General features: G+C 55.1%; 11 protein-coding genes. 5 read left to right on the top strand and 6 right to left on the bottom strand.

Translation table 11 applies throughout. The features are described from left to right. Nucleotides 1–206 precede the first annotated feature (206 nt). Entirely contained in the window at nucleotides 207–1,412 is a 1,206-nt protein-coding gene (locus tag ACTJJ1_RS01735) for a serine hydrolase (protein WP_004942494.1), read from the top strand. Nucleotides 1,413–1,465: 53 nt separating this feature from the next. Here the strand turns inward: ACTJJ1_RS01735 and ACTJJ1_RS01740 are convergent, their stop codons facing one another. The 4 genes from ACTJJ1_RS01740 to deoC all read right to left on the bottom strand — a co-directional run bounded on the left by ACTJJ1_RS01740 (nucleotide 1,466) and on the right by deoC (nucleotide 6,782). Then, the gene (locus ACTJJ1_RS01740) at nucleotides 1,466–2,833 is read right to left on the bottom strand and encodes an L-serine ammonia-lyase (RefSeq protein WP_122289514.1); all 1,368 of its coding nucleotides are present in this window, start codon (nucleotides 2,831–2,833) and stop codon (nucleotides 1,466–1,468) included. Between the two features lie 92 nt (nucleotides 2,834–2,925). Next, on the bottom strand, nucleotides 2,926–4,221 hold the full coding sequence (locus tag ACTJJ1_RS01745) for an HAAAP family serine/threonine permease (protein ID WP_004942496.1): 1,296 nt from the start codon (nucleotides 4,219–4,221) through the stop codon (nucleotides 2,926–2,928). Between the two features lie 969 nt (nucleotides 4,222–5,190). Then, nucleotides 5,191–5,955, bottom strand: coding sequence for a DNA-binding transcriptional repressor DeoR (gene deoR, locus ACTJJ1_RS01750; protein WP_004942497.1), 765 nt, complete (start codon nucleotides 5,953–5,955; stop codon nucleotides 5,191–5,193). A gap of 146 nt (nucleotides 5,956–6,101) precedes the next feature. Continuing rightward, nucleotides 6,102–6,782 carry a deoxyribose-phosphate aldolase gene (deoC, locus tag ACTJJ1_RS01755; RefSeq protein ID WP_004942500.1) on the bottom strand — a complete coding sequence of 227 codons (681 nt, stop codon included), beginning with the start codon at nucleotides 6,780–6,782 and terminating at the stop codon, nucleotides 6,102–6,104. Between the two features lie 226 nt (nucleotides 6,783–7,008). Between deoC and ACTJJ1_RS01760 the strand changes: the two genes are divergently transcribed. Next, nucleotides 7,009–7,842, top strand: coding sequence for a hypothetical protein (locus tag ACTJJ1_RS01760; RefSeq protein ID WP_440833582.1), 834 nt, complete (start codon nucleotides 7,009–7,011; stop codon nucleotides 7,840–7,842). A 36-nt stretch (nucleotides 7,843–7,878) separates the two neighbouring features. Here ACTJJ1_RS01760 and ybjG read toward each other — a convergent pair whose 3' ends face one another. Further along, nucleotides 7,879–8,484 carry an undecaprenyl-diphosphate phosphatase gene (gene ybjG / locus ACTJJ1_RS01765; RefSeq protein WP_004942504.1) on the bottom strand — a complete coding sequence of 202 codons (606 nt, stop codon included), beginning with the start codon at nucleotides 8,482–8,484 and terminating at the stop codon, nucleotides 7,879–7,881. Between the two features lie 5 nt (nucleotides 8,485–8,489). Then, on the bottom strand, nucleotides 8,490–9,224 hold the full coding sequence (locus ACTJJ1_RS01770) for a phosphatase PAP2 family protein (RefSeq protein ID WP_440832130.1): 735 nt from the start codon (nucleotides 9,222–9,224) through the stop codon (nucleotides 8,490–8,492). Nucleotides 9,225–9,376: 152 nt separating this feature from the next. On the opposite strand from ACTJJ1_RS01770, the gene ACTJJ1_RS01775 reads away from it, so the two are divergent. The 3 genes from ACTJJ1_RS01775 (at nucleotide 9,377) to ACTJJ1_RS01785 (ending at nucleotide 12,046) form a co-directional block, all read left to right on the top strand. Next, nucleotides 9,377–10,225: a 5'-methylthioadenosine/S-adenosylhomocysteine nucleosidase gene (locus ACTJJ1_RS01775; protein ID WP_004942507.1), complete on the top strand. Its 849-nt coding sequence runs from the start codon at nucleotides 9,377–9,379 to the stop codon at nucleotides 10,223–10,225. 140 nt (nucleotides 10,226–10,365) lie between these two features. Beyond that, entirely contained in the window at nucleotides 10,366–10,878 is a 513-nt protein-coding gene (gene eco / locus ACTJJ1_RS01780) for a serine protease inhibitor ecotin (RefSeq protein WP_004942509.1), read from the top strand. 199 nt (nucleotides 10,879–11,077) lie between these two features. Continuing rightward, complete coding sequence (locus ACTJJ1_RS01785; RefSeq protein ID WP_440832133.1) at nucleotides 11,078–12,046, top strand: threonine ammonia-lyase; 969 nt, start codon at nucleotides 11,078–11,080, stop codon at nucleotides 12,044–12,046. Nucleotides 12,047–12,048 lie beyond the last annotated feature (2 nt).

The raw sequence follows: 12,048 nt of genomic DNA on the forward strand, positions 1-12,048 counted from the left end.
TTCATGCTAAACCCTGCAAAAATAAGATAAATCTAATAAACTCACAGCAAGGGCATTTTTGGTGCGCCGCTCACCCGTTGGGGGGCCGCAGGGAGTCTGCGGTTGGCAAACGCGCGCCGAGCCACTCTCGCTGGTTGGCTGAAAACGTGAACATGTTTGAAAGTTAACGCTATTTCAATGATTTGAATGGACACTCTGGCGACGTCATGATGAAAAAAAACTTATCCACCTCCCTGAAGAAATTGACCTTTAGCGTCAGCATTTTGTTGCTGGCTACGCCTGCAATCCAGGCAGCCGAAGCGCCGGCGGCCCCGCAGGTTGACGCCAAGGCGTTTGTGCTGATGGATTACAACAGCGGCAAAATCCTGACGGAGGGCAATGCCGATACGCGTCTCGATCCCGCCAGCCTGACCAAAATCATGTCCAGCTATGTGATCGGCCAGGCCATCAAGGCCGGCAAGATCAAACCGGAGGATATGGTGACCGTCGGTAAGGACGCCTGGGCAACCGGCAACCCGGCGCTGCGCGGCTCTTCGCTGATGTTTATCAAACCGGGCGATCAGGTGCCGGTAATGGAACTGAACAAAGGCATCGTCATTCAGTCGGGCAATGATGCCAGCATCGCATTGGCCGATTATGTGGCGGGCAGCCAGGATTCGTTCGTCGGTCTGATGAACAACTACGCCAAATCACTGGGCTTGCAGAATACCCATTTCCTGACGGTGCATGGCCTGGATGCGGAAGGGCAGTACAGCACCGCGCGCGATATGGCATTGCTGAGCCAGGCGCTAATCCGCGACGTGCCGGTTGAGTACGCGCTGCATAAAGAAAAAGAGTTCACCTTCAACAAGATCCGCCAGGTTAACCGCAACCGCCTGCTGTGGAGTTCCAACCTGAATGTCGACGGCATCAAAACCGGCTACACCGGCGGCGCCGGCCATAACCTGGTGGCATCCGCGACCGACGGCCCGATGCGCCTGATCTCGGTGGTGCTGGGCGCGCCGAGCGACCGTATTCGTTTCAGCGAAAGTGAAAAACTGCTGACCTGGGGTTTCCGCTTCTACGAAACCGCCACGCCGATTAAAACCGACAAGCCGTTTGTGACTCAGCGCGTGTGGTTCGGTGAAATCAACGACGTGCCGCTGGGCGTCGCCAAAGATGCGGCGGTCACTATCCCGAAAGGGCAGATGAAAAATCTGAAAGCCAGTTACAAACTGAATCAGCCAACGCTGGAAGCGCCGCTGGCGAAAAACCAGGTGGTGGGCACCATTGATTTCCAGCTTGACGGTAAAACCATTGAACAATACCCGCTGGTGGTGATGCAGGAAGTGAAAGAAGGCAACTTCTTCAGCCGCATTTGGGACATGGTGATGATGAAGCTGAGCCAGTGGTTCGGCAGCGTTTTCGGTTAACGGCAATAATAATGAAAGAGGGCGCAATGGATAACATTGCGCCCTCGCTTTTATCAGTTACAGGCCACAACCTTGATCGCCAGGCCACCTTGCGAGGTTTCGCGGTACTTGGCGTTCATGTCTTTGCCCGTCTCATACATGGTTTCAATCACCTTATCCAGGCACACGCGCGGCTCGCTGGTGCGGCGCAGCGCCATGCGTGCGGCGTTGACCGCCTTCACCGCAGAAATCGCGTTACGTTCGATACAAGGCACCTGAACCTGGCCGGCCAGCGGATCGCAGGTCAACCCCAGATGGTGCTCCATGGCGATCTCCGCCGCGATGCAAACCTGTGCCGGGCTACCGCCCATCAGCTCCGCCAATCCCGCCGCCGCCATTGAGCAGGCGACGCCCACTTCCCCCTGGCAACCCACTTCTGCACCGGAAATCGACGCGTTCATCTTGTACAGCGCGCCAATCACGCCGGAAGCCAGGAAATAACGGGTATAGGAATTCGGATTCACCGGGCGAATAAACTGATCGTAATAGGCCAGCACCGCCGGGATGATGCCGCAGGCACCGTTGGTCGGCGCAGTCACCACGCGGCCGCCGGCGGCGTTTTCTTCGTTCACGGCGAAGGCGAACATGTTGATCCAGTCAACCACGTTCATCGGGTCGATATTGTTCTTGTCGCCGGTGACCAACATGCGGCGCAGGGCGGCGGCGCGGCGCTGGACTTTCATCGGGCCGGGCAACAGGCCTTCGCTGTTCATGCCGCGCTCGATGCCGGCGCGCATCACCTGCCAGACGTCGGCGAAGTGGGCGTCGATCTCGGCCTTGCTGTGCAGCGCCAGCTCGTTTTGCATCACCATGCCGGATAGCGACAGGCCTGAATCCTTGCAGTGTTGCTGCAGGTCACGCGCCGATCGGAACGGGTAGGGCACCTGAACCTGATTTGTCGCGGGTTGGCCGAAATGTTCTTCATCGACGATAAAGCCGCCGCCGGTCGAGTAATAGGTTTTACTGTGCAGCAGTTGCTCGCCGCCAAAGGCGCGAATGCGCATGCCATTTTCGTGCAGCGGCAGGTTATCGCTGTGGAAGTTCATGCCGCCTTGCAACGGGAAATCCACCTCATGGCGGCCGTTAGCCAGCAGCAGGCGGCCACGTTGTTCAACGTCGCGAATAAAACCGGCGATGCCGTCAATGTCCACGTCATGCGGCAGGTTGCCCGCCAGCCCCATGATAATCGCGATGTCGGTGTGGTGACCCTTGCCGGTCAGAGACAGCGAACCGTATACATCCACTATCACGCGGGTGGTATCCATCAACTGTTGATGGGCAATCAAATCATCGGTGAACAGCTTGCCGGCTTTCATCGGGCCGACGGTGTGGGAGCTCGATGGACCGATACCAATTTTGAAAATATCGAAAACGCTGACCATGGTCTCGCCTCCTTCTTCAGGTGTTAGGCGTTAGTGCAGTAAAGGGGGGCCGTGCTGAGAGAAGCCGGCGCACGGGCGCCGGCGGAGCTTGATTAGAGGCTGTACAAGATAGCGGAGATGGCAATCAGGCCCATCACGACGACGAATACGTTGCTGATGTGGCCGCTGTATTTGCGCATTGCAGGCACTTTGCGGATAGCGTACATCGGCATCAGGAACAGCAGCATGGCGATGATTGGGCCACCCATGTTTTCGATCATACCCAGGATGCTTGGGTTCAGGGTCGCGACAATCCAGGTGGTAACCAGCATGAAGATGGCAGTGATGCGGTTCAGCTTGTTGGTGCTGATGGTTTTGCCACGGCTCTTCATCGATTTGGCAATCAGGCCGTTAAAACCTTCACGTGCGCCCAGGTAGTGGCCGAGGAACGACTTGGTGATGGCGATAAAGGCAATAACCGGCGCGATGTAAGCGATCATCGGGTTGTTAAAGTGGTTGGCCAGGTAAGACAGAATCGAGATGTTCTGCGCCTTGGCTTCCGCCAGATTCTCTGGAGACAGGCTCAGTACGCAGCTGAACACGAAGAACATGACGGTCAGCACCATCATGATGTGGGCGTAACCCAGAATGCGAGAACATTTTTTCTCGGCAACTTCCTGGCCATACTCTTCACGCTTGGCTACGGCAAAGGCAGAGATGATCGGCGAATGGTTAAAGGAGAACACCATGACCGGGATCGCCAGCCACAGGGTAATCACCAGACCGTGGCCCATGCCGGTGCCTGCACCGGAAAGAGAGACGTTCTCGAAGATGGCGCCGGTCCAGTTCGGGATCAAATACACGGCCAGCAGCATCAGCACGGCGACAAACGGGAACACCAGGATGCTCATGGTTTTCACGATGGCTTGCTCACCGAAACGCACGATGGTCATCAAGCCGACGATCAGAATCAGTGACAGAATGGCGCGCGGTGGCGAGGTCATGCCCAACTGGTGGGTAATGAAGCTGTCGACGGTATTGGTGATCGCCACGCTGTAAACCAGCAAGATTGGGTAGATAGCGAAGAAGTAGAGCAGGGTGATCAGCTTACCGGCGCTGATGCCGAAGTGTTCTTCAACGACTTCGGTGATGTCTTCACCGGCATTTTTGCCGGAGAGGACGAAACGGCACAGGCCACGGTGGGCGAAGAAGGTCATCGGGAAAGCAATGATGGCCATGATGATCAAAGGAATCAAACCGCCGATGCCGGCGTTAATTGGCAGGAACAAAACGCCCGCGCCGATGGCGGTGCCATACAGGCCCAACATCCACATGGTGTCCGTTTTACGCCAGGTACTGGTGGAGCCAGAAGCCGCAGAGGCAATAGTGCCGGTCTGTGTAGTGTCCATAAATATCTCCGAAGTGAACACGATAATTTAAAATTAAAGGCAAAACTTAAGGTTAAAACCGAATGGCGTAATTCAGAAACGACATCGGTAAGAATCAGGTGTTGCTTGCGGGGATAACTGGCGTCCCCCTGGTTGTTTATTATGCTAATTATCTTTTTGCGCAGGCGTCGGATAACTAACCAAATGACGTTCCGCCGAATCAGGGCATTACATCGGTACTGCTGCCGGAAGGTCCGTGCCTGCCGATTTTGTTGGCGGCAAGATAACGATTTACAGTGGAAACAACCGTGATCATGCTCTCAAATGCGTAATGTGTGCGTGTAACTGCTTTTTTATTGGTTTTTCACGCATGTGTTGCGCAGTTGTGTAAGATTTCGCACTGAGAACGCTCTCAAGAGTCTTTCAATGTTTATTCGGTGCGAACAATATTTAACCAGATAAAACGCTGTTGTTGTCAGCAAGCCGAGCAATATATTTTAAGCGCAGGTTTGGATCTAGCTAAAAACCCGGATTAAGCAGTTTTAGTGACGCAGATCACATTGTATTTTTAAGTAAAATATCTATTAACTTCATGATTTTTATTTGTTTTGTTGGGAGTATCCCGCTAATAACGCAGGTAAACTAGTTAACCGGATAGCGAATAAAAATGCTTAACCATTCATCATATAAATAAACTAATTTGGGCATATTTAGCGCGTTATGGTTGCATGTTTGTTGATATTTATCGCATCGACGTTGCCGCTATTTATCATATAAAAGCGCCATCAAGCCGAATGAATCGTCGATATTTCGTCGGATTTTGCTGAAGTGGGGGAATATGCCTGATAGGTTGTTGCGCTTTATTAACCTGAATCTAGCGTACGGTTAAAAAAATAAATGCATCAACTGCGCATTATTTGTCCTGTTTGCGGCGGGGCTGAACCGAGCGATGAAGAGCACCGCCGGTCGCGGCCGACGGTAAGAGGCGGTTTAAAAACGAATGGCGATGGCGTTTTCGTTGAAAAAATCGACAAATAGCGGGTCGGGCTGACGGTCGGTAATCACCCGATCGAACTGGGTCAACGGGCCGATGCACGCAGGCTTGGTTTTACCGAACTTACTGTGGTCGGCGACCAGGATCTTTTGCTGCGCCATCGCCATCGCCCGGTGCTTCATCTCCAGTTCGTCGAAGTTAAAACAGGTGGCGCCATGTTGGAGGCTCAGGCCGGCTGCGGAGATAAAGGCGATATTCGGGCAGATATGATCCAGCTCGTTGTGCCGGCCGACGGCGGTGAAAATATAGTTGTTCGGTTTGAATTCGCCGCCGCACAGGATCACTTTGCAGTTCGGTTTGTCCTGCAACGCCAGGAAGGTATTCAGCGAGTGGCACACCGCCGTGAAGGGCAATTCATCGGAAATAGCGTCGATAATCGCCGGGGTGGTGGTGCCGCAATCGAAAAATACCGTGTCGTTTTCGCCGATCAGCGCAGCGGCGAGCAGGCCGATACGGCGCTTCTCCGTTACTTGCTTGGCTTTTTGATCGGAAACAAAATAGTGAGTCACGCCGTTACTGCGTGGATCGGCCACCACATAGCCGCCGAGCAACACCACGGCGGCCGGCTCCGCGCTGAGATCGCGGCGAATGGTCATTTCTGAAACGCCTAACAACACGGCGGCTTCTTTTAAGTGGATCTTGTCAGAGCGCTTTAACGCCTGCACTAACCGGTTGATACGTTCTTCGCGCCGCGTTTCCATCAGTCTGTCTTCCCACAGGGTTAATAGCCAATCTCTAGGGCCGAACACACAAATGCGGGGCAATACGCACTCAGCCTATTGGCTGGACGCATTGCCCCGCATCAGATTATCACGGCGTGCGCCCGGTATCGGGGCGCCTCAGGTTATCAGTAACTGCCGGCGGCAGCCTGATCACCGGAAACGATTGCTACGCCAGAGCTGGTACCGATACGAGTGGCACCTGCTTTGATCATCTTCTCGGCGGTTGCGCGATCGCGCACGGCGCCGGATGCTTTCACACCCATTTCACTGCCTACAGTGGCTCGCATCAGTTTAACGTGCTCTTCACGAGCGCCGCCGGTGCTGAAGCCGGTTGAGGTTTTGACGAAGGCCACATCGAGTTCGCGACACATTTCACAAACCTGAACGATCTGCGCATCGCTGAGCAGGCAGGTTTCCAATATTACCTTCAACGGGATCGCCGCGCAAACCTCGCGCACTGCGGCGATGTCGGCTTTGACTTCATCCAGCAGGCCGCTTTTCAGCCAACCTACGTTGATCACCATATCAATTTCCTGCGCGCCGGCCGCAATCGCCGCTTTAGCTTCGAAGGCTTTCGTTACGGTCAGGCCGGCACCCAGAGGGAAACCGATCACGGAACAAATTTTTACTTCGCTTTCTTGCAGCAGGTGCGCCGCCAGCGGTACGTACCCGGAGTTTACGCACACGGCGTAAAAATTGTGCTGCTGCGCTTCTTCACAGAGCTTGGCGATTTGCGCTTCGGTCGCGTCCATGGCCAGCAGGGTGTGATCGACATAACGGGCGTAATCAATGTTTTCGGTAGTCATCTCTATTCCTTATTGAGGTTTAAACAAAGCAGAATGTGAACAATGTTAGAATAATAACATTTCACTGACGGTAAACATAGCGCGATTTTAAAAATGACGCGGAGATCATCGTTTTTTGGGCTGTTAGGTGTATAACATAATGAATGATGTTATGTTATTTAAGTAACATTTAGAGTGCAAGCTGCGCGTTTACGAGCGAAACACCCAGGGGAAAAGGAGGAACATGATGATAAATCTGGCGCCTGAGCAGTTTGGGATGCAACCGGATGAAGTTTTCCGCAATGCGGATTTTGTGGTCACGGCTTTTACCTGTGAAGAGGGCGGCCAGGTGCTGACGCTGGCGAACCGCCGTGGCACTCTGACGGTATTGCCTTACCGCGGCCTGACGATTTGGGATGCCGAGTTTGACGGCTACTCGCTGAAATCGGGGCGTCGCAGCACCCGATCGGGCAAGGGCAAACCGGTTGGCGGCGTTGCGTTTCATTCACCCTGGCCGCAGCAAGACAGTTTGTTGGCAGGCATGCAACGGATAGGGTTGCAGGTGGAAGGCGATACATTGGCGCTTTACGGTAGCGGAGAACTTTCTCACCCGCGTTGCCGGGTACGCCCGGCATTGCGTTTAACGGCGGACAGCGCGCAATTTGCCATCGAGATGCAAATCACCAACCTTGCCGATGAGCCGCTGCCGTTGAACTACGTTTGCCACCTCAACTATGGTTGTATTCCGGATGCGGTCTTCCGTCAGAATCTGCCGGCTCCGGCGTTGGCACCGCACGGGAACGTGGCCGAACAAGAGATGCTGTGCTCGGACGATCTGTCGCTGTATGTCGATCAGGCCGAGTTCTTTATGCTGGCGTCAAAGGGCAGGCGGTACGTAACACGGTTTTCTACCGCCCAGTTCAATTACGGCCTGCGCCCCATTACGCAACAAGGCAGCCAACGCTTGGTCAGGTTTGTTCAGCCGGCTACCTGCAGCCCATATACGCCCGGCGGGGCGGCGGTGAAGATGTTGGGGGGAGGAAAAATGCGGGAGTTTCGTGTCACCACCGGGGTGGTGTAATGGCAGGGACGGTGCCGCCCCTGCCGTTATGCGCGATTATTCTTTTACCCAGCCCCTGCGGATCGCGAAGGCGAACAGGAAATGGTACAGGCGCGTCAGTTTAGCGGCGATAGCATCGCCAAACAGGTTCCACACCAGTTGCGCGAACAAGCAGCCGACCAGGCCGAGCAGGAAACCGCCGACCATATCCAGCGGCCAGTGCACGCCAAGGTACACGCGTGACCAGGCGATGCCGGCCGCGACGATCAGCAATAAAATGCCGGACCAAACCCGATGCCAGAACAGGAAGGACAGGGCAAAGGTAAAGATGGCGGTGCCGTGATCGCTGGGGAATGAGCTGTCCGGCGCATGGGCCAGGAAGGTGAAGCCGATGCCGGCGACAAACGGCCGCTCGTGCGGCAACAACATGCCGATGGTGGCGGCAGAAAGCATGGCGAATAGCAGAGCAATCGTCGTCTTGGTCACCACTTCACGTTGCGATATCAGTTGGCTCTGCGGCCCCCACAGCCATAGCCCAACGATCAGCACAGGCACGATGGCGATCAGATCGCGCGCCAGGAAGGTCGCGACATCGATTAACCACTCGGGGGACGCCGGGGTCGCGTTGATCCAGGCGAAAAGAAGATAATTCAACTGCTCCATAATATTTACCTTGTCTTGCGGCGGAAATACCCGCTCACCATCCAATAAACAGCCAGTTGGCTGAGCCAAACCCACCAACCTGCCCACAGGTTATGGGTAAGAAAATGTGCGCCGCGCATGACCTGACCAAACCCCATCAGCATGCCGAGCATAATGCCGCCGAACCAGCACCAGTAAGCCAGGCGCGGGCGTTGCGGATAAAACAGGAAAAACAGCGCCATCACCGAAAAACCGCTGGAAGCATGGCCGCCGGGGAAGCAACGGCCCGGCCCGGGTTCGGCCGGCACCGCGCCGAACAGCGGGTAGGACATCGCTTTACCGCCGTATTCGATCAGATCCCACGGGCACGAATGCGCGCTGGTGGCTTTGAGGATCCCGACCACCAACGGCCCGATGCCGATCAGCAGCATGGCGACGATCATGCGCGGGTTACGGCGGTAAATGCCATAAAACAGCGCCAGCACCGCACCGCTAATCACGCTGATTTTCAGCAAACGATGGTTGATCAGGTCCAGCCAGCGATCGTTTTGCCAGGGGAAATGGCCGCTGGCGGCGTCGAACCAGTAATTGCTGATTGCCCAATCCAGCTGTTCGTTGCGCGACAGCCAAAGGAACAATAACCCGCTGACTATCAACCCAAAAACCTGCCAAAGGTAAAAGGATGCCGGTAGGGAGTAAAGGGCGTTAGTCTGAATTTGTGTTGTCGTTGAGGATTGATTTAATGAAGGTTTTGGGTTCACGCGCAGGCTCGGTGGCAGTGAGGAATTATGTCACTGTAATAATTCTGTCTTAAGAAAACCTTAACCCTTCGGCAGGCCCGCGAGAAAGCGATAGGCGGGATTTCGCCTTTCGGCTAAGGTAACCCTTTGCTTTTTATCGGGACGCTGTGGTGATGACGAAAAAACTGAGCTTTATGCTGTTGGCCGCGTGTGGCGTGGCATTTTCCCCGTTAGCTCTGGCGCAGCAAGGCCATGCAGCCGGGCCGATTGTGGTGCAAGGCGCAATGCCGGTGGAGGCGGAACGCTTCGCCCAACGCCTGGATAACCCGCGTGAGGAACAGATTGGCGGCTGGCGTTTCTGGCATGGCACCGTGGACGGTTATCCGGTGGTGGTATCTGAAACCCTGAAAGGCATGTCCAATGCAGCGGCGGCCACGGCGATTGCCGCCACCCGCTTCCAGCCGGTAGCGATCATCAACCAGGGAACCGCAGGCGGCCACGATCCGGCGCTCAAGGTCTACGATATCGTGCTGGGCAAGTATTCGGTGAGCCTGGGGGCCTTTAAAACACCGAAGAAGGCGGCAGGGGAAGGCAGCGACTCACGGCAATGGCAACCCATGGACCTATTGGCTTCGAAGGGCAGTGCGGGTGAGGATAAAAATGTCCACAGCATTCGCCAGTTCCCGGCAGACGCCAAGCTGCTGGCGATAGCGGAGGGCGTTAAAGCAAGCTACACCCGGGGCAAGGTGGTTGAAGGCGTGATTGGCTCCGCCGACGTGTGGAACAGCGAACTGGACCGTATTAGCCATTTCCGGGCAAGCTATCACACCTCGGTTGAAGAGATGGAAACGGCTTCTGCGGCGCAGATCGCCGCTTCTTTCTCTATTCCGTTTATCGGCATCCGGGTGTTGTCCAACAATATTACCAATCAGGGCAAATACGACCCGCAAACCGGGCTGGCATGCCAGGACTATGTTTATCAGGTGGTGAAGGCCTATATCGCCAAAACCGCAATCCACTGAGGTTTTATCCCGACCAATGGCTGATGATAGGTTTTTGTACCTGGACACTGGCTATTGTAAAGAAGATTAAACCTATAGCCAGGCTGGCGGCAGTGTATTAGTTTATGGCCGAAGCATCTTATAAATTGTAGGGATAAAACATGAACAAGGCATCCGTTGTATTTTCCGGCCTGCTGATGGCCGTTTCCGCCAGCGCTATTGCTGCCACCCCGGCCGCTGACGCCGATATCAGCAAACAGCCACTGGAAAAGATCGCGCCGTACCCGAAAGCGGAAAAAGGCATGAGCCGCCAGGTGATTTACCTGCCGAAGCAGGAGCAGGAAGAAAACTTCAAGGTTGAGCTGCTGATCGGGAAAACGCTGGAAGTGGACTGTAACCGCCACATGATGGGCGGCACGCTGGAGAGCAAAACCCTTTCCGGTTGGGGCTACGACTACCTGGTGCTGGATAAATTGTCTGCACCGGCCTCCACCATGATGGCCTGCCCGGACGGCGCCAAGCAGCAGAAGTTCATCGCCGCCAACCTGGGCGATGCCGCCATGCAGCGCTACAACAGCCGCCTGCCGATCGTGGTTTATGTGCCGAAGGACGTGGAAGTGAAATACCGCGTGTGGAAAGCCGAAGACACCCTGAGCAGCGCCGAACAAAAGTAATGCAGCACGGCTAGGCCATTACACGAAACGAACCCGTCTGGAGAGTGGATTGCGCAGTTGGCAGTCGCCCGCAGGCGGGTTTTTTTGTGGCTAAGACCGGATATGGACGCCTGTTGCAACCCTGCCCGCAGAACTCTATTCTCAGTCGGGATAGTTTGCCAAACACTTGATTCAACAACCTCTACCTGACTGGGCAAAAATGACAACATTAATTGAATTTAACGCGGTCGTCGCGGCGGCGGAACGGTTAGCAGGGAAGGTCATACGTACGCCAACCATTGCCGGATCGAGATTGGCCGAAAAGATTCAGAGGCCGGTTTTCCTGAAGCTTGAAAATACCCAGCTTGGCGGTTCCTTTAAAGCGCGCGGAGTGCTTAACAAGTTCCTGAGCCTGAAAGGCGATTTCAACGAGACCCGATTTGTCGCGGTGAGCGGCGGCAATTTTGGTATCGCCATTGCCGAGGCTGCGAAGATCTTTGGCGCCAACGTCACTATTATCATGCCCCCCAACGCGCCGGCGACCTCTGTCGATCGGGTCCGTGACCTGGGCAGTTCCGTCATCATCGAATCCGATGTCCACGCGGCATTTGAGCGCGCCAAAGTTATGGCTGACGAGGGATATGTCGTCATCGACGACTGCAACGATTCGCTGATAGCTGAAGGGCATGGAACCCTGGCGCTTGAGTTTATTGCCGATTGCCCGGAGTTAACCGACGTTTTCATTGCCGTGGGTGGCGGTGGAATGTTGGCAGGTGCGGCTACGGCGCTGAAGGCCATTAAGCCGGATATCCGAATCTGGGGCGTTGAGACCGCAGGCGCCAGTTCAATGCATCAGGCGTTGCGTGCCGGAAAGCCGGTAAACATTGATGTCACCTCGATCATCTCTACCCTTGGGGTACCGATTATTGATGAAATGATGCTGGCCCATGCTCAAGCCTATGCCGAAGACATAGTTGTTGTCTCGGACAAGGAGGCGATTGACGGCATGCTCGCCTTTGGCGAACAGGCAAAATTATGGGTTGAACTCGCCTCCGGTGCGCTTATACCCGCCGTCATTGCCACCGCACCTAAATTGCCCTCTGATGCCGTCATCGGGATAGTGGTGTGCGGCGGGAATATCTCGTATCACGACATGGCCAAATGGGTGGCTTACTCGCAAGAGCTGTGATT

It is taken from the genome of Serratia sp. 22264 (assembly GCF_052045345.1).
Classification (GTDB): Bacteria; Pseudomonadota; Gammaproteobacteria; order Enterobacterales; family Enterobacteriaceae; genus Serratia; species Serratia plymuthica.

Coding starts and splice junctions, on each gene's coding strand:
- deoR (WP_004942497.1), bottom strand. CDS start 5,955: ATGGAAACGCGGCGCGAAGAACGTATCAACCGGTTAGTGCAGGCGTTA.
- ACTJJ1_RS01735 (WP_004942494.1), top strand. CDS start 207: ATGATGAAAAAAAACTTATCCACCTCCCTGAAGAAATTGACCTTTAGC.
- ACTJJ1_RS01775 (WP_004942507.1), top strand. CDS start 9,377: ATGACGAAAAAACTGAGCTTTATGCTGTTGGCCGCGTGTGGCGTGGCA.
- ybjG (WP_004942504.1), bottom strand. CDS start 8,484: ATGGAGCAGTTGAATTATCTTCTTTTCGCCTGGATCAACGCGACCCCG.
- deoC (WP_004942500.1), bottom strand. CDS start 6,782: ATGACTACCGAAAACATTGATTACGCCCGTTATGTCGATCACACCCTG.
- ACTJJ1_RS01740 (WP_122289514.1), bottom strand. CDS start 2,833: ATGGTCAGCGTTTTCGATATTTTCAAAATTGGTATCGGTCCATCGAGC.
- ACTJJ1_RS01745 (WP_004942496.1), bottom strand. CDS start 4,221: ATGGACACTACACAGACCGGCACTATTGCCTCTGCGGCTTCTGGCTCC.
- eco (WP_004942509.1), top strand. CDS start 10,366: ATGAACAAGGCATCCGTTGTATTTTCCGGCCTGCTGATGGCCGTTTCC.
- ACTJJ1_RS01760 (WP_440833582.1), top strand. CDS start 7,009: ATGATAAATCTGGCGCCTGAGCAGTTTGGGATGCAACCGGATGAAGTT.
- ACTJJ1_RS01785 (WP_440832133.1), top strand. CDS start 11,078: ATGACAACATTAATTGAATTTAACGCGGTCGTCGCGGCGGCGGAACGG.